This window comes from Nocardia sp. NPDC055002, assembly GCF_053608825.1.
The window spans coordinates 100458-118644 of the sequence record NZ_JBSGWE010000010.1 but is presented as its reverse complement, the minus strand read 5'-3'; the positions used below and the strand labels follow the sequence as shown (position 1 = coordinate 118644).

Genomic DNA, 18187 nt, shown 5'->3' with positions numbered 1-18187 from the left:
GTGCCCTTTCGGTGGTCGAGGTGGTGGGCGCTGAGGTTGTCGCTACAGCCCGTAGGCACGTTCGAGTTCGGCCAGCGCGTCACCGCAGTACGGTGCGACCCGCTGGACATGGGGCAGTGCGGTCGCGCACGCGGTCACGCACAGGTTGAGGCGGTTCGCGTAGGACAGGATCGTCAGGTTGAGTGCTTGACCGTCGAGCGGGATCGATACCGCGTGCCACTCCTCCAGGGTCATACCGTTGTAGTGCAATTGCCGGCTCGGCCCCGGCATGTTGGAGATGACGACATTGAACATCGGCTTGATCCGGCTGCTCACGCCGAGTACCAGACTCGCGCCGAAGGGCGCCATGAGCATCGCCGTATACGCCATGACCGCGGCGCCCGACATCCGGCTCATATGTTCCTTGGCAGCGACCGTCGAGGCGACGATCGCCGAGACGCGTTCCCGCACATCGGTGATATCGGTCGCGAGGGTGGCCAGCGCCATGGTCGTCGCGTTGCCTTCGGCATCGTCGCTGTCCTTGGGGCGGAACGACATCGGCATGCCGGCGATCAGTGGGTCCGCGGGCAGCGCGTCGATCTCGGCGAGGTAGTGGCGCAGGCCGCCCGCGCAGATCGCGAGGATGACGTCGTTGATCGTTCCCCCGCATCGCTGAGCGAGCGCGGTGATGCGCGCCAGCTCGAACGACTGGGTGGCTATCCGGCGTTCGGCGGTGATCGCGCCGTTGAGGATCGAAGCCGGCGCGGAATACGGCTTGATCAGTGCCGCGTCGGACTCGAACAGCCCGCCGTACATCCGTGAGATCGCCTGCACACCCGTGAGCTGATCGGCGATTCCCCGGATCGGCGCGTTCATCAGTCGCCGGAGCGAGGAGAGCGGGCTCCCGCCCGCACCTTCCGAATCCCGGGTCGGCTGGGGCCGGGGCTTCCTGGTTTCCCGATAGGCCCAGATCGCCGGCCTGCCGCGTTCGTCGGGATCGTTCGACATCACTTTGCGGGCGAGCCGCACGGTGGCGACGCCGTCGAGCAGGGCGTGGTGTCCCTTGACGTAGAGCGCCAGGCGTCCGTCGTCGAGGCCCTCGATGACGTGCAGTTGCCACAGCGGGTGCGACCGATCCATCGGTACGCCGTGCAGGCGCGAGACCAGGGCGCCGAGCTCACGCTGTCCGCCCGGTGCGGGCAGTACATGGTGCTGGAGGTGGTAGTCGAGGTCCGGCGCTTCGACGCTGACCCATTGTGGGAGCACGCGAGCGATCAGCGCGGAGTCGATGCGGCGGTCGAAGGGGCTGGTCGCACCGGTGTAGGTCCGCAGCTCGTCGAGCAGGTCCGCGACGAAGTCCGGGCCCGCGTCCGCCGGCAGCCGGAAGATGTCGAGGTGTGCGATGTTCATCAGGTTGGAGTCGGTTTCCCCCCAGAGGAAGGCGACATCGATCGGGTTCAGCGTGGTGGTCGACATGGGGTGGTGGCCTCCGGCGAGAATTCTGTAGTGGACGCGGCTCGCAACGGTGCTCGGCCGTCAGTGGCGATGTCGGTCATGCGTCGTTCTCGGTGCGCGCGGTAGGCAGTACTGCCGTCAGCCATGCGGTGAGTTCGGCATCCACCCGATCCAGGGCTGTGGTCGATCGCTGTGCCTTGGCGACCAGGATCGCGCCCTCGATCGCCGCGATCGCGGTGGTCGACAGCGACTGGGCGCGTGGCATCGGTACCCCTTGTTGCCACAGCGCGACGGTGATCAGCGACTCCCAGGACGCGAAGGCCTCGCCCGCGGCGTTCTTCGCCTCGGCGAAATCGCCGCTTTCCAGCGCGCCCGCGGCGATGGGGCAGCCTGCCGCGAAATCGGTGTCGTGGAGTTGGCGCCGGAACAGGTCGACGATGTGCGACAGCGTCTCGGTGGGGCCGCTCGCGGCCAGATCGTTGAGGATCATCGACGCCATCAGCGCCCCGGCGTGCCGGGTGGCTTCCTCGGCGAGCTGTGCTTTGCCGCCGGGGAAGTGGTGATAGATCGAGCCCCGAGGCGCGTGCGAGCGGGCGATCACGTCGGCGAAGGACGTGCCCTCGATGCCCTTCTCACGGAAAAGCAGGGCCGCGCCGATCAGCATCTTGTCGCGGGCCGACGCTGTCACTCCGGCCGCGTTGTTCTCTGCGGTCACCGCGTCACCCTCCTATGTTCAGCATCATAGCCGTATTCGGCCAAGATCGCGTTCGCGCACTGTTTCCACCTGAGTTTCGCAGGTAAATTCAAGTTCACCATTGACTGTAACACGTAGTTACGGCTACATTGCGTTCATCCCACTATGTAGCGCGTCATAGACGACGAGCTCGTTCGGATCACCGATGATCCGAGGCAGAAGGGCTTTCGCAGATGAGCTTCCCCATCGAGACAACCGACGGATATCGCCTGGTCGTCACCACGGCCGGCGATCCCACCCGGCCCACCGTCGTGCTGGTCCACGGCTTCCCCGACGACCACACGGTCTGGAACGGCGTCGCGCGCGTGCTGTCGGACCGGTTCCACACCGTGACGTTCGACGTACGTGGCAGCGGCGAATCGGACAAACCCCGGGCGATCTCCGCCTATCGCAAGGATCAGCTCGTCGCCGATATCGGTGCGGTGATCGAAGCGGTCTCCCCGGACCGGCCAGTGCACCTGATCGGCCACGACTGGGGCGCGGTGCAGGCCTGGCACGCCGCCGCGGCCCCGGCGACACGCTCGGCGATCGCCTCCCTGACCTCGATCTCCGGGCCCTGTCTGGACGGTGTCCCGCACTGGCTGCGGAGCAGCCTCGCCGCCGGACCGGCCGGATGGCGTGCGGTCGCCACGATGTGGAAGTCCCCGCTGTACATGGGTGCGCTGGCCACCCCCGTGCTCGGCGCGCTGCTGTGCCGGCTCGGCCTCGTCGACGCCGCGATCGGGCTCGCGCACCGACTGGAAACCGGTGTGGCACCTGATATTTCGCCGCACCGAGCGCGCGACAACCGCGCCGGTCTCAAGATCTACAGCGCCAATCTGGTACCGACGCTGCTGCGTCCCGACCTGCGCAGGGTCGGAGTGCCGGTGCAGGTGCTCGCCCCGCGTCGCGACATCTTCATCACGCCCGCCGCACAGCGCGACGTCGCCCACGTCGCCGACCAGTGGCAGGTCCACGACGTCGACGGCGGCCACTGGGCCCCGGCGTTCGACCCCACCGAGATCGCCGGTCGCATCCGCGTGTTCGTCGACGTCGTCGAAGCATCCACCACCGCAACCCAGGCAGGAGAACCCCGTGAGCACACTGCATGATCGAGACAGAGTCGCACTCAAAGCGCGTGCCGTGACATGGGATTGGACCGGCCTGCCGTTCCACTACGTCTACGACGACCCGTTCTCGACCCATGTCATCAACAGCTTCAACATGCTGCTGCCAGAGGGCGAGGTGTTCTTCGTCCAGGTCTTCCAGCAGGCGCTGCCGCTGATCACCGATCCCGAGATCCACGACGATGTCGTGGGATTCATCGGGCAGGAGGCCACACACTCGTCCGCGCATCAGAGCCTGGTCGACTACCTCGACCTGCACGGGCTGGACTCCACCCGGTTCACCGACCAGATCCGGTGGTTCTTCCGGGCACTGCTCGGTGAGCGCGAACTGACCGACCGGCGTGCGCACAACTGGCTGCTCGAACGCGTCGCGGTGGTCGCGGCGCTCGAGCACTTCACGTCGTACCTGGGCGATTGGGCGCTCAACGCCGGCGCGTGGCGGCAGGGCACCATCGAGCCGCGTGCGCTCGACCTGGTGTTGTGGCACCTTGCCGAGGAAGTCGAACATCGGCACGTCGCCTACGACCTGTTCACGCATCTGGACGGCAGCTATTGGCATCGCATCAGGGCCTATCTGGTCGCGATGCCCACCTTCGCCTTGCTGCACTTCCGCGGAATGCGGCTGCTGCTCAACGACGATCCGGTCGCCGAACGCGGACTGTTCGCGACGGTGCGTGCCGCGCGCCGCGCCTGGCGTGCGGGAATGGTGCCGTCACCCGGCAGCCTCGCGAAGATGTCCATCGAGTACTTCAGGCCGTCCTACCATCCGCGCAATTACGGCTCGACCTCCCAGGCGGTCGCCTATCTCGCGGCCTCTCCCGCCGCACTGGCCGCGTCATGAGCGAGATCCGGACCACCTCGGACCGGGGCGGCGTCGTGCTCGATCGTCGCCACATCCCACCATCTTTCACCGATCCGAACCGGCCCGATCGGGTCATGCGGGCCTACCGTTCCCTGCTGCGCTTCTACAGCGCGGTCAGCAATGTGCGCCTGCCCGCGGCCGGGCCGGCGGTCGTGGAGCGCGGCATCGCGGTCCGGGTCGTGGAGAAGACGGCCGAGGCGCTGGGCGTGGTGAGCCTGACGCTGCGATCCTGTGCCGGGACCGAGCTGCCGCGCTGGCATCCCGGCTCGCACATCGATGTCACACTGCCGTCGGGGACGGTGCGCCAGTACTCGTTGTGCGGCGATCCCGACGACCGGCTGACGTACCGGATCGCGGTGCGCTGGATCGACGGCGGAACGGCGTCGACCGAGATCCACGACGACGTGCGCGAAGGCTCGATCCTCTCGATCCGCGGCCCCCGCAACGCTTTCCCGTTCGCCGATCCCCGGCTGGCGAAGGCCGACATCGACAACATCGCCTTCGTCGCCGGCGGGATCGGCATCACCGCCCTGCTGCCCATGATCCGCCACGCCCACCGGTCCGGCCTCGACTGGACCCTCACCTACTTCGGCCGCAACGCGGCGACGCTGCCGTTCCTGACGGAGCTCGCCGCCACGGACCGGAATCGGATCCGCGTGCTGACCACCGAGCGCAACGGCCGCCCCGACCCCGCCGAGCTGCTCGCCGATGTCCGCGCCGGCTCGTCGATCTACTACTGCGGTCCGCCCCGGCTACACGAGGCTTTTCGCGCGTTCCTGCCCGAAACGGGCGCGGCAGGCCTGCATTTCGAACGCTTCTCGGCACCACCGGTGGTCGGCGGCGAGCCGTTCCGAATCCGTTTGGCGCGCACCGGCACCGACATCGAGGTCGCCGCGGACCAGTCGGCCCTGTCCGCGGTACGCGCGACCCGGCCGGGCACCGCCTACTCGTGTCAGCAAGGTTTCTGCGGCACCTGCCGGGTCAAGGTGCTCGACGGCGCCGTCGAGAGCCGGGGGACCGCGCGGTTCCTCGACGAACCCGACACCATGCTGCTGTGCACCGACCGCGCGCGAGGATGCCGAGTCACCGTCGACCTGTGATCACCGATACCGGGGACGCGGGATGCGCGCATCACTGGAGCGAACATGTGGCCATCGGTCGCCTAGCGCACGGGACGACCATGGAAGGCCCAGAAGCTCAACGCATACCGAGCGTGGTGGCTATCGGTGTCCGTCTCGGAGCGCAGCGGTTTGAATCTGATAACCCTGGGGGCTCAGGCGTTGCAGGACTTCGGAATAGGTGCCGGTGCGGTGCAGCAGCGCGGTGGTAGCGCGTCCGGCGGTGAGGGCGACGGCATCGGCGGCGGGGGAGGTGGGTAAACCGCAGGTGGCGCGGATGTGCCGTGGAATGAGGGCGAGGCCGACGCGGGCGAGGACGGGGTACGCCTGGAACAGGGAAGCTTTGGTGAGGCTGCCGTCGAGGGCGCGTGGATGCAGGATGGCATCGAGCGCGCCGCGGGTCTGGGCGTTGACGCAGATCAGGTGGCGGGAAGCCGCCCATAGCCTGCGGTATTCCTCGCGACTGGCGGGGAGGTGATCGAGATCGAGGGCGTCGGCAGAGAGTCCGTGCTCGGCGGCGGAGGCGCGCAGGGCGTCCTCGTCGACGCCGAGGGTTTCGAAAGCAATCGCTGCTTCTCGGAAGTAGCGATCGGCATCCTCGGGGGTGAGTCCTCCGACCAACGTTTGGTAGGCGTAGTAGACCGAGTGCCAGCTGAGCATGTGGTTGCCCAGTTGCAGGTACGGGTCGAGGGCGCTGTATCGGTTTCCGGTCATGGGTTCGGTGCCGACGATGCGGGCATGTAGCCGGTCGAGACGGAGATTGGCCTTCGCGACGGTGTCGGTATCGGCGAATACGACGGTCAGGAAGTAGTACATGGTCCGGTTGAGGCGTCCCAGGGGATCTTCCCGGTAGCGGCTGTGCTCCTCGAGTGCGGCGGCGCCGTGCGGGCTGGCGACCATGTCGAGCACGAACGAGCGCATGACGCCGGGGATCACGGCCGGGTGCGACCACACCTTCCACGACACCGAATCCGGGCCGAACAGGCCGTCATCGACTCGGGCAGTCGGGACCTCCAGATGAAACTGCTGCTCCACCGCTCGGCCGGCCGACTCGGCGATGTGCCCGCAGGTCGGGGTCGCGCGCTGGGTGTGGTTCGTGGCCACGTTGCCACTCCTCTCGACAAACACAATCAGAAACGCAATGATTCTCTATATGAGAGTACAGCATGTTTCTAGATTGGGTAGGTGGTGGATGTGAGCATCCGCAGGCCGCTGATCGGCTTCGCAGTCTTCGCGCTGACATCGATCCTTGTGACCGCAGTTGTATGGAACACCCTGTCCCGCAACGTGAAAGGTGAAACGGGCACCTATACGGCGACGTTCTCCGACGTCTTGGGTTTGCACGAGGGCGACGACGTACGGATGGCGGGCGTGCGGGTCGGTAAGGTCGTGCGCATCGGGCTCGACGAACACAATCGAGCACTGGTTACTTTCGTCGTGCAACGCGAGCAGACGCTCTACAGCGACACCAAGGCGTTGGTGCTCTACCAGAACCTGATCGGGCAGCGGTATGTAGGTCTGGCGCCGGGCACGGAGTCCGAGGGGGCCCGTATACCCCTGGGTGATCGCGCATCCATCCCGCTCGATCGCACCGAACCGTCGTTCGATATCTCCGGGCTGCTCAACGGATTTCAGCCACTGTTCCAGGCCCTGGCCCCGGAACAGGTCAACGCCATGGCAGAGACCCTGATTCAGGCTTTGCAGGGTAACGGGGTGTCGTTGAGCGCGTTCATCATTCAAGCCGCGACCCTGGCCAGCGACTTCCAGCGTCGAGACGCTGTGCTCTCCGACGTCATCACGAATCTGTCGTCGGTGATGACGGGTCTGGCCGCACGGGGTGACGAACTCGAAACGCTGGTCACCCAGACCCGGGCGCTGATCGGCGGGCTCGCCGAGCAAGGGCAAGCCCTCCAGGCATCGTCGGCCCAGATAGCCGATGGCACCACGGAGTTGTCCGCCATGCTCGGCCGCATCCAGCCACGCATCGCATCGGCGCAGAACAGCACCAGCCTCGCACTGACGCTGCTGCTGACCAACGGCGCAAAACTCGACCAGGCGGTAGTGGATCTGAACTCCGTACTGGCGGGCATCGGCGGAGCCTTCCAATACGGCACCCACGCCACCGGTCACCTGTGCGGCGTCGACATCTCCCTCTACGGCGTGCTGTTCCCCCGTGGAACATTCAGCCAGATCGGCGGAAGCGCGCACTCACCAGAATGTCGGTGATGATCACGCCACCGTTCGCTCACCGCAGCACCGACTACTGTGGCGCTATGCGCAGTACCGATGCCACGGTCTCGCCGACGACCGCCGCCATCGTGTTGCAGTTGCTCTCCGGGTCCACCCCCACGCCGCTGCCGCGGCACCGGCACGATCTCTCCCGCGAAGACGTCAGGGAAGCACAGCGTGCTCGTGTGGTCGCCGCGGCGATCGAGCTGTTCGCCGATCTCGGGTATTCCCAGACGAAGGTGCAAGACATCACCAACAGTGCCGGCGTCTCCCGCAAGACCTTCTACGAGCTGTATGCCAACAAGGAGGACGTCTTCCTCGACGCCTACCAGGCGGTCGGAGTACTGGTCGGCGAGTCCGGTGTCGGGGGAGACGGTGCCGAGGACGTGATCGTCACGCCGGAGACCATGATCGAGTACGCGCAACGCTTGTTGCTGGTGATGGCCTTCGCGCCCGCGGCTACCCGGATGTTCTTCCTCGAAGCACTCGGGGCGGGCCCGCGGGTGCGACTTCGGCGCAACCAAGCGATCGACGAGTTCGTCACCGCCACCGCGCCGACATTGCAAGAATTCCGCGCCCGATACGAACCCGATCTGCCGCCATTGACCATCGAGCAATGCCATGTGGCCGTGGCAGCCTGCATCGAACTCATCACCCAGTACCTCGCCGATCACGAGGCAGCCACCCTCGCACTTCTCGCCCCCCGGCTGGTCGATGCCGTACGTGACATCGTTGTCCCCAACTACCGCCCCGAGTAACTGAACGGCCGACCTCTTTGCGCAGCAGCGCCGGCCGGTCGCCGTGGATGCGTTCCTGAAGTGGGGCTGGGCGAGGTGACCGGCTCGATCGCCGGCCTTCACCGCGCTCTGCGTCCGAAAGTGGCACGTATGCCACAAATCTGTGCGCGAGAGGGGACTTGAACCCCTACGTCCGTGGACACCAGAACCTAAATCTGGCGCGTCTGCCAATTTCGCCACTCGCGCTTGGATGTGTACGACCGTCCAAACTCTACCGGGCGAATCGGGCTTCGCGAAGCGTTGGGGCGGCGTGGCGTACTCGTGGGTAACACGACCTGGGGTTATAACGATTCGGTAACCCTCAATATGAGGGGCACTCATGTTTGAGAACTCGGGTAACAGGCCGGACCTGCGCGTTCAAACATGAGGCTGCATCATGTTTCAGAAGATTTTGGTACGGACGTACAGAAATACTGGGGAGTAGCCCGCTATCGGGCCGGAAACGTGAGGCTTTCCTCATGATTTTGTGCGATTGTGGCTCTCAACAGGCCCGAGGGGCTGCCGGAAACGTGTGCGTGCCGTCGGTGGGCGACACGCCAGGAGAAGGAAGTCGAGCGTCTTGACGATCAACGAGAGCACCGAAATCGGCATGGGAGCGACCGCGAGCGCCAATGGTCGTGGCCAGGCGAGAGGTGTCCGCGCGGCGCTGCTGGAGCAGCTGCGCACCGGGGCGGGATACGCGTTGGCGTTCGGTGGACAGGGTGCGCAGTGGCTGCGCGAGCTCGAGGAGATCGGGCGCGACAGCGCGCTGGAGCCCGAGCTGACCGCGCTGGTCAATGACGCGGCCGTGCTGCTCGAGCCGGTTGCGACACAGTTGCTGGTGGTGCGCCCCGGCGGTTTCGACCCGATGGGCTGGGTGCTCGAGAGCGAGCTCGACGAGCCGGAGGAGCCGTCCTCGGCGCCCTCGGAGTCGGTGCTGCGCTCGGTGGCCGTCTCCATGCCCGGCGTACTGCTGGCCCAGCTGGCCGCGACCAGGGCATTGCGTTTGCAGGGTCTCGACCCGGCCGAGCACGCGCCCGTCGCGATCGTCGGACACTCACAGGGGCTGTTCGCCGCCGCCGCGGTCGAAGCGGGCGGCACGCGTGACGCGGAACTGCTGGCCATCGCCCAGCTCGTCGGCGCCGCTGCCGGGCTCGTCGCGCGCAGGCGTGGACTGATGCCGGTGGGCGAGCGCTCGCCGATGGTGGCGGTGTCGAACGTGGACCCCGAACAGCTGCGGGCGATCGTCGCCGAGGTGGCCGAAGGAGTCGACCCGGCGATCGCCGCGGTCGTGTCGATCCGCAACGGACGCAGGCGCGTCGTGCTCTCGGGTGCGCCCGCGCAGATCGATCGAGTGCGCACGCGTTGCGCGCAGCTGCACGACGAGCAGACCCGTGAGCGCGAGAGCAAGGCCCGCGGTGGCGCGGTCTTCGCGCCCGTGTTCGAGGACATCTCCGTCGACGTCGCCTTCCACCACCCGGCACTCGCCGAGACCGTCGAACTGGTCGCGGGCTGGGCCCGTCAGTGCGAGATCGACGCCGACCTCGCCGCCGCCCTGACCCAGCAGGTGCTCGTCGACCCGATCGACTGGGTCGCCACCGTCGACGCCGTGGTCGACGCGGGCGCGCAGTGGATCCTCGACCTTGGCCCCGGCGACCTGCTCTCGCGGGTGACCGGCGGCTCGCTCAAGGGCACCGGTGTCGGTGTGATCGCCGCCGCCACCCGCGCCGGTCAGCGCAGCCTGCTCACCCCGGGCGCCGCGCCCGAGGCGTCAACGCCGTGGTCGGCGTTCGCGCCGAAGCCGGTGCGTCTGCCCAACGGCCGCATCGTCGTCGAGACCGCGTTCACCAAGCTCACCGGTCGCTCGCCGATCCTGCTGGCCGGCATGACCCCGACCACCGTCGACGCGAAAATCGTCGCGGCCGCGGCCAATGCGGGCCACTGGGCCGAGCTGGCCGGTGGCGGACAGGTCACCGAGCAGATCTTCGCCGACCGGGTGACCGAGCTGCGTCAGCTGCTGCAGCCGGGCCGCGCGGTGCAGTTCAATTCGCTGTTCCTCGACCCCTACCTGTGGAAGCTGCAGCTCGGCGGCAAGCGCCTGGTGCAGAAGGCACGGGCCGCGGGTGCGCCGATCGACGGCGTGATCGTCACCGCGGGCATCCCCGAACTCGACGAGGCCGTCGCCCTGATCGGTGAGCTGTCCGAGGCCGGCATCAGCCATGTCGCGTTCAAGCCGGGCACCGTCGCCCAGATCAAGGCCGTGCTGCGCATCGCCGACGCGGTCCCGGACTACCCGGTGATCATGCACATCGAAGGCGGCAAAGCGGGCGGGCACCATTCCTGGGAAGACCTCGACGACCTGCTGCTGGCCACGTATGCCCAGCTGCGCGGCCAGGCCAACGTGGTGATCTGCGTCGGCGGCGGCATCGGCACCCCCGAACGCGCCACCGACTACCTCACGGGCACCTGGTCCACCGGCTACGGCTACCCGCTGATGCCCCTCGACGGCGTGCTCGTCGGCACCGCGGCCATGGCGACCCTGGAAGCCACCACCGCCCCCGCGGTGAAGCAGCTGCTGGTCGACACCCCCGGCACCCCCGATTGGGTCGGTGCGGGCACGGCCAGCGGCGGAATGGCCTCCGGACGAAGCCAATTGGGCGCCGACATCCACGAGATCGACAACGCCGCCTCGCGCACCGGCCGCCTGCTCGACGAGGTCGCGGGCGATGCCGAGGCCGTGGCGAGCCGTCGCGCCGAGATCATCGCGGCGCTCGACGCCACCGCCAAGCCCTACTTCGGCGACGTCGCCACCATGACCTACCAGCAGTGGCTGGAACGCTACGTCTCGCTGGCTGTGTCGAGCGAGGTGCCGATCTCGTTCGACTGCGGCAGCGATATCGGCGACGCGATCCGCGACGCCACCCGCTCGGACTGGCTCGACATCAGCTGGCGCGACCGGTTCGCGGAGATGATGCGCCGCACCGAATCCCGGCTCAACCCGGCCGACCGCGGCGAGATCGAAACCCTGTTCGCCGACGACGACGCCTTCGAGCACCCGGTGCAGGCGTTGTGCGAGCTGAAGAAGCAGTACCCGACCGTCGCGGACACCGTGCTGCACCCGGCAGACGTGCCGTTCTTCGTCTCCCTGTGCAAGACGCCGGGCAAGCCGGTGAACTTCGTGCCCGTCGTCGATGCCGATGTGCGTCGCTGGTGGCGTTCGGATTCGCTGTGGCAGGCCCATGATCCGCGCTACTCGGCCGATCAGGTGTGCGTCATTCCCGGCACCGTCGCCGTCGCGGGCATCACCCGCGTGGACGAGCCGGTCGGCGAACTGCTCGACCGCTTCGAACAGGACACCGCGTACAGCCTGGTCAGGGCCGGTGTCGTGCCCGAGCCGGTGGACGCGCGCCGCGTCGCCGGTGTGGTGGCGGGAGCGATCGACACCGTGCTCGCCGCCCCCGACGTGCAGTGGGCCGGTCGCACCACCGTCAACCCGGTGCACCGCCTGGGTGACATCTCGGAGTGGACCGTCGAGCAGGGGAGCGCGGTGCATCAGAGCACCGGTGCCACGCTGACCGAAACCACCGGTCCCGAAAGCGAATTCAGCTACGTGGAGCTGTCGGTGCCGCTGGCCCGCGACTCCGTGCGGATCCGCATCACCGTGCCCGCGAGCGTGTACTCCGGTGGCGCGCCGGTGATCACCGACGCCGACGCCGAAACCGCGATGTCGGCACTGCTCGGCGTCGCCGCCGGGAAGTCACTGCCCGAGGTGAAAGCCGGTGTGGCACACCTCAACCTGGCGTGGATGCCGGACCTGATCGCCGACCACGCCGGTGTCACCGGCTCCGGCCTGCCCGACACCCTCAGCACCCTCGGCCGCACCGCCCCCGATGTGCTGGTCGGCGCCTGCTGGCCCGCGGTCTTCGCGGTGCTCGGCGCGGCCCGCACCCCGGTGGGTGGCTGCGTCATCGAGGGGATGCTCGACCTGGTCCACCTCGATCACCAGATCGAACTGCTGAACGAATTGCCCGCCGAGACGAGCATTCTCGTCGTTCGCGCCGAAGGCGGCGCGGTGGTCGACACCGACATGGGCCGTGTGGTCGAGGTCGTGGTGAACATCGGCCTGATCCTGGACCAGGGACTCGACGCCACCCCGCTGGCCCGCCTCGTCGAACGCTTCGCCATCCGCGGCCGCAACGGCGCGGGCGAGCTCACCGATCCGCCGCGTGCGGCCGGTGCGGTGTCCGGCACCGCCACCGACACCCCGCGCCGTCGTCGCCGCGACGTGCAGATGGCCGCCCCGCGCGCCATGCACGCCTTCGCCGCGGTCTCCGGTGACCACAATCCGATCCACACCTCCGACGCCGCCGCCAAGCTGGCCGGCCTCGGCAGCCCGATCGTGCACGGCATGTGGCTCTCGGCCGCCGCCCAGCACGCGGTGGTCGCCGTGGATCCCGAAAGCTCCGTTCCCGCACGCACTCTCACGGCATGGACCACCCGGTTCCTCGGCATGGTGCGCCCCGGCGCGACCGTGGACGTGCGGGTGGAGCGGATCGCGGTGGACGCGGGCGCCGAGATCGTCGAGGTCTCCTGCCGCGTCGACGGTGACCTGGTCATGACCGCGACCGGGCGCACCGCCGCCCCGAAGACCGTGTACGCCTTCCCGGGCCAGGGCATCCAGCGCAAGGGGATGGGCCTGGACGCGCTGACCCGCTCGAAGGCGGCCAAGCGGGTGTGGGAGCGTGCCGACGCGCACACCCGTGACGCCCTCGGTTTCTCGATCCTGGCGGTGGTGCGCGACAACCCGGCCTATCTCAAGGCGCGCGGCGTCGAACACCGGCACCCGGACGGCGTGCTGCACCTGACCCAGTTCACCCAGGTCGCCATGGCCACCCTCGGTGTCGCCCAGGTCGCCGAGTTGCGGGAAGCGGGCGCGTTCGTCGAAGGCGCGATGCTGGCCGGCCACTCGGTCGGCGAGTACAACGCCCTCGCCGCCGTCGCCGGTGTGCTGCCCCTGGAGGCCGTGCTCGAGGTGGTGTTCCAGCGTGGCTCGGCCATGCACGAGCTCGTGCCGCGTGACGCGCAGGGCCGCAGCGACTACCGGATGGCCGCCATCCGTCCGTCGCAGATCGGGCTGCCCGACGCCGAGGTGATCGACTTCGTCAACGGCATCGGCGAACAGACCGGTGAATTCCTCGAGGTGGTGAACCTGAACCTGCGCGGCTCCCAGTACGCCATCGCGGGCACGGTCGCCGGGCTCGAAGCGCTCGAGACCGAAATCGATCGCCGCCGTGCCGAATACGGTGGCAAGCGGGCCTTCATCCTGGTGCCCGGCATCGACGTGCCGTTCCACTCCTCGGTGCTGCGCGACGGTGTGCCGGAGTTCCGGCACAAGCTCGAACAACTGCTGCCCGCCGAGGTGCACCCGGAAGTCCTGGTCGGACGCTACATCCCGAACCTGGTGCCCCGCCCGTTCTCCCTGGACCGCGCGTTCCTCGCCGAGATCGCCGAACTCGTGCCCTCGGAGCCGCTTGTTGCCGTGCTGGCCGACTTCGACAGCTGGGCCACGCGCGATGCCGAGCTGTGCCGCGTAGTGCTGATCGAGCTGCTGGCCTGGCAGTTCGCCAGCCCGGTGCGCTGGATCGAGACCCAGGATCTGCTGTTCACCGATACCGCGCACGGCGGTCTCGGCGTCGAGCGCTTCGTCGAAATCGGCCTCGGCGCCACTCCGACGGTGGCGAACCTGGCCTCGCAGACGCTGAAGCTGCCCGCGTTCGGCGGGGCGACCGTGGAGGTCGTCAACGTGGAACGTGACGCGGCGGTCGTCTACTCCACCGATACCGATCCGGCTCCGGTCGACGACATCGACGAGACTCCGGTCGAAGCCGCGGCCGCGCCGGCCGCGGCGGCACCCGTCGCCGCCGCCGCTCCGGTGGCGACCGGCGGCCCGCGACCCGACGACATCGCCTTCAGCGCCGCCGACGCCACCCGTGTGCTCATCGCGCTGTGGACGAAGCTGCGGATGGACCAGATCGGCCCGGTCGACACCATCGAAGGGCTCTGCGACGGCGTCTCCTCGCGCCGCAACCAGCTGCTCGTCGACCTCGGCGCCGAACTGTCCCTCGGTGCCATCGACGGTGCTGCCGACGCCGACATGGGCGCGTTGGCGGCCACGGTCGAACGCCTGGCCCGCACCTACAAGCCCTTCGGCAGCGTGCTCACCGACTCCATCGGCGACCACCTGCGCAAGGTCTTCGGCCCATCGGGCAAGCGGCCCGCCGCCATCGCCGACCGGGTCAAGAAGGTCTGGGAACTCGGCGACGGCTGGGCGAGCCACGTCACCGCGGAGGTCTCGCTCGGCACCCGTGAAGGCGCCAGCGTGCGCGGTGGTGACCTCGGCGGTCTCGCCGGTGGTGCGCTCAGCGATGCCGCCTCGGTCGACGCCGCCATCGACGCGGCCGTGCAGGCCGTGGCAGCACGGCGCGGTGTCTCGGTCTCGATGCCCTCGGCGGGTGGCGCGGCAGGCGGCACCGTCGACGCGGCGGCGCTCGGCGAGTTCACCGAGCAGATCACCGGACGCGACGGCGTGCTCGCCACCGCGGCGCGGGTGGTGCTCGAACAACTCGGCCTCAGCGAGAAGATCAGTGCTCCCGAGGCGACTCCCGACACTCTCGCGGACCTCGTCTCGGCCGAATTGGGTTCGGACTGGCCGCGTCTGGTCGCCCCCGCGTTCGACGCCCGCAAGGCCGTCCTCATCGACGACCGGTGGGCCACCGCCCGCGAGGATCTCGCGAAGATGTGGCTCGGCGACGACGCCACCACCGCGGAACAGTCGATCGACGGATTCGCCGGCGCGGGTGAAGCCGTGGCCGCCCAGGCGAACTGGTGGCGGCAGCGGGCCATGCACGAGGCCCGTTCGGTGCTGGCCGGGGTGTACGCGCAGATCGCGAAGGCCGCGCTCGACACCACCGAGCCCGGTCTGTGGTCCGACGACCTCGCCGTGATCACCGGCGCCAGCAAGGGCTCCATCGCGGCAGCGGTCACCGGCAAGCTCCTGTCCGGCGGCGCGACCGTGGTGGTCACCACGTCGGGTCTCAACGACGAGCGGCTGCGGTTCTACCGCTCGCTCTACCGCGACAACGCCCGCCACGGCGCGGCGCTGTGGGTGGTCCCGGCGAACATGGCCTCCTACCAGGACCTCGACGCGCTGATCGAATGGGTCGGCACCGAACAGGTCGACAACGCGGGCGGCGCCAAGATCAAGGTCAAGGACGCGATGACCCCGACGATGCTGCTGCCGTTCGCGGCGCCGCGTGTCGCCGGAGACCTCGCCGACGCGGGCGCCCGCGCCGAAATGGAAATGCGCGTGCTGCTGTGGTCGGTGGAACGGCTGATCGGCGGCCTGTCCGCCCTCGGCGCCGACCACGACGTCGACGCGAAACTGCATGTGGTGCTGCCGGGTTCGCCCAACCGTGGCCTCTTCGGCGGCGACGGCGCGTACGGCGAGTCCAAGGCCGCCCTCGACGCGGTGGTCTTGAAGTGGAAGGCCGAGAAGTCCTGGGCCGAACGCGTCACCCTGGTGCACGCGCTGATCGGCTGGGTGCGCGGCACCGGGCTGATGGGCCACAACGACCCGATGGTCGAGGCGGTCGAGAAGGCGGGCGTGCACACCTGGTCGACCGACGAGATGGCCGACGAACTGCTCAAGTGGTGCACCTCGCGCGCGCGTCAGGTGACGATCACCGGCCCGCAGCAGATCGACCTCACCGGTGGTCTGGCGCGTGCCAAGCTCGACCTGCCCGCGCTCGCCAAGCAGGCGCAGGAGGCCGCGGCCGAGAAGGTCGAAGAAGCCGCCACCGCCGCGACGATCGCCGCTCTGCCCGCCCCGCCGACCCTGAGTTCGGCACTGCCGGTGCCGGAGTGGGCCCCGGTCACCGCGGAGCTGAGCGACATGGTCGTGATCGTCGGCGCCGGTGAGCTCGGGCCCTACGGCTCCTCGCGCACCCGCTTCGAGATGGAGGTCGAAGACGAACTGTCGGCCGCCGGTGTGCTCGAGCTGGCCTGGACCACCGGTCTGATCCGCTGGGAGAACGAACCCAAGCCCGGCTGGTACGACACCGAATCCGGTGACTTCGTGCCGGAATCGGAAGTCGCGGAGCGGTACCACGACACCGTTGTCGAACGCTGCGGTGTGCGCCGCTACGAAGACGACGGCGCCATGCTCGACAACGCGGCCCCGCTGCTCACCTCGGTGTTCCTCGATCAGGACCTGTCGTTCACCGTCGCCGGCGAGGCGGAGGCCCGCGCCTTCCACACCGCCGATCCCGAGCACACCGTCATCGCGCCGGTCGCCGATTCCAGCGACTGGACCGTGACCCGTCAGGCGGGCACCGAGATCCGGGTGCCGCGCAAGGCGAAGCTGTCGCGCGTGGTCGGCGGTCAGATCCCGACCGGCTGGGATCCCACCATCTGGGGCGTCTCGGCCGACATGGCCGCCTCGATCGACCGGGTCGCGCTGTGGAACATCGTCTGCACCGTCGACGCGTTCGTCGGCGCGGGCTTCAGCCCCGACGAGCTGATGAGCTGGGTGCACCCGAGTCTGGTGGCCAACACTCAGGGCACCGGCATGGGTGGCATGTCTTCGATGCGCTCGCTCTACGTCGACAACCTGCTCGGCGAACCACGCCCGAACGACATCCTGCAAGAAGCGCTGCCCAACGTCGCACTGGCGCACGTGGTGCAGTCCTACGTCGGCAGCTACGGCGCCATGGTGCACCCGGTCGCGGCCTGCGCCACGGCGGCGGTCTCGGTCGAGGAAGGCGTCGACAAGATCCGGCTCGGTAAGGCCGAGGTCGTGGTCGCCGGTGGCTTCGACGATCTGGGTATCGAAGGCATCGTCGGCTTCGGTGACATGTCGGCCACCGCTGACTCGGCGAGCATGCGCGCCAAGGGAATCAGCGACCGCTACTTCTCCCGCGCCAACGATCGTCGCCGCGGCGGGTTCGTCGAATCGCAGGGTGGCGGCACCGTGCTGCTGGCCCGTGGTGACGTGGCCGTGGAGATGGGTCTGCCGGTGCTGGGCGTCGTCGCCTTCGCCCAGTCCTTCGCCGACGGCGTGCACACCTCCATCCCGGCACCGGGTCTCGGTGCGCTGGGTGCGGGGCGAGGCGGGCGCGAGTCGCGACTGGCGGCCGAACTGCGCAAGCTCGGCGTGACCCCCGACGACATCGCGGTGATCTCCAAGCACGACACCTCCACCGCGGCCAACGACCCCAACGAGTCGGAGCTGCACGAGCGGCTGGCGGGCGCGCTGGGTCGCACCGAGGGCGCACCGCTGTTCGTGGTCTCGCAGAAGAGCCTCACCGGGCACGCCAAGGGCGGCGCGGCGGCGTTCCAGCTCATCGGCCTGTGCCAGGTGCTGGAAAACGGTGTGGTGCCGCCGAACCGGAGCCTGGACTGCGTCGACGAGAAGATGGCGGGCTACCCGCACCTGGTGTGGGCGCGTGAGCCGCTGCGCTTCGGCGAGAAGTTCGCGCTGAAGGCGGGTCTGGTGACCTCGCTCGGCTTCGGTCACGTGTCCGGCCTGCTCGCGGTGGTGCATCCGCAGGCGTTCCTGGCCGCGATCGAACCGGCCGCGCGGGCGGAGTACCAGGAGCGGGCGCAGACGCGTCAGCTCGCGGGCAGGCAGCGGTTCGCCGAGGCCATGTGCGGCGGGTCGGCACTGTACGAGAAGCCGGCCGATCGCCGACTGGGCGCCGACGGCACGCCGGCCAAGCAGATCCGTCAGCTCGAGGCCGACATGCTGCTCTCGCCGCAGGCGCGGCTGGACAGCGACGGCGTCTACAGCGCGAGCGGATGGGGTTGCGGCACCGGGCAAATCACCCCGCAGCCGACCGAAGCGTCGTAGG

Annotated in this window: 9 protein-coding genes and 1 tRNA gene; 6 read left to right on the top strand and 4 right to left on the bottom strand. The window is 68.7% G+C overall.

The window, feature by feature from the left end:
* Positions 1-42: 42 nt before the first annotated feature.
* Positions 43-1455, bottom strand: coding sequence for a WS/DGAT/MGAT family O-acyltransferase (locus ACWF99_RS30280; RefSeq protein ID WP_452538044.1), 1413 nt, complete (start codon positions 1453-1455; stop codon positions 43-45).
* Between the two features lie 76 nt (positions 1456-1531).
* Complete coding sequence (locus ACWF99_RS30275; RefSeq protein ID WP_378629722.1) at positions 1532-2149, bottom strand: TetR/AcrR family transcriptional regulator; 618 nt, start codon at positions 2147-2149, stop codon at positions 1532-1534.
* A 212-nt stretch (positions 2150-2361) separates the two neighbouring features.
* Here ACWF99_RS30275 and ACWF99_RS30270 point away from each other — a divergent pair, with 212 nt between their 5' ends.
* From ACWF99_RS30270 to ACWF99_RS30260, 3 genes are read left to right on the top strand one after another with little or no spacing between them, the layout of a single operon-like run.
* Positions 2362-3279 carry an alpha/beta fold hydrolase gene (locus ACWF99_RS30270; RefSeq protein ID WP_452538043.1) on the top strand — a complete coding sequence of 306 codons (918 nt, stop codon included), beginning with the start codon at positions 2362-2364 and terminating at the stop codon, positions 3277-3279.
* Positions 3263-4135: a metal-dependent hydrolase gene (locus ACWF99_RS30265; protein ID WP_378629725.1), complete on the top strand. Its 873-nt coding sequence runs from the start codon at positions 3263-3265 to the stop codon at positions 4133-4135. Before ACWF99_RS30270 ends, ACWF99_RS30265 begins: the two co-directional genes overlap by 17 nt.
* The gene (locus ACWF99_RS30260; RefSeq protein WP_452538042.1) at positions 4132-5256 is read left to right on the top strand and encodes a PDR/VanB family oxidoreductase; all 1125 of its coding nucleotides are present in this window, start codon (positions 4132-4134) and stop codon (positions 5254-5256) included. The genes ACWF99_RS30265 and ACWF99_RS30260 overlap by 4 nt, the downstream gene beginning before the upstream one ends.
* A gap of 120 nt (positions 5257-5376) precedes the next feature.
* Here the strand turns inward: ACWF99_RS30260 and ACWF99_RS30255 are convergent, their stop codons facing one another.
* Positions 5377-6378, bottom strand: a complete 1002-nt coding sequence (locus ACWF99_RS30255; RefSeq protein ID WP_452538041.1) for an oxygenase MpaB family protein — start codon at positions 6376-6378, stop codon at positions 5377-5379.
* A 90-nt stretch (positions 6379-6468) separates the two neighbouring features.
* On the opposite strand from ACWF99_RS30255, the gene ACWF99_RS30250 reads away from it, so the two are divergent.
* Complete coding sequence (locus ACWF99_RS30250) at positions 6469-7500, top strand: MCE family protein (RefSeq protein WP_452538098.1); 1032 nt, start codon at positions 6469-6471, stop codon at positions 7498-7500.
* Positions 7501-7547: 47 nt separating this feature from the next.
* Positions 7548-8261 (top strand): TetR/AcrR family transcriptional regulator, encoded by a 714-nt coding sequence (locus ACWF99_RS30245; RefSeq protein ID WP_452538040.1) that lies wholly within the window; start codon positions 7548-7550, stop codon positions 8259-8261.
* A gap of 143 nt (positions 8262-8404) precedes the next feature.
* Here the strand turns inward: ACWF99_RS30245 and ACWF99_RS30240 are convergent.
* A tRNA-Leu gene (locus ACWF99_RS30240) sits at positions 8405-8486 on the bottom strand.
* Positions 8487-8859: 373 nt separating this feature from the next.
* Between ACWF99_RS30240 and ACWF99_RS30235 the strand changes: the two genes are divergently transcribed.
* Complete coding sequence (locus ACWF99_RS30235) at positions 8860-18186, top strand: fatty acid synthase subunit beta domain-containing protein (RefSeq protein WP_452538039.1); 9327 nt, start codon at positions 8860-8862, stop codon at positions 18184-18186.
* Position 18187: the final 1 nt, after the last annotated feature.

What these genes read in the sequence shown, in the direction of transcription:
- ACWF99_RS30280 (WP_452538044.1), bottom strand. Translation starts at nt 1,455, where the DNA reads ATGTCGACCACCACGCTGAACCCGATCGATGTCGCCTTCCTCTGGGGG.
- ACWF99_RS30270 (WP_452538043.1), top strand. Translation starts at nt 2,362, where the DNA reads ATGAGCTTCCCCATCGAGACAACCGACGGATATCGCCTGGTCGTCACC.
- ACWF99_RS30260 (WP_452538042.1), top strand. Translation starts at nt 4,132, where the DNA reads ATGAGCGAGATCCGGACCACCTCGGACCGGGGCGGCGTCGTGCTCGAT.
- ACWF99_RS30245 (WP_452538040.1), top strand. Translation starts at nt 7,548, where the DNA reads ATGCGCAGTACCGATGCCACGGTCTCGCCGACGACCGCCGCCATCGTG.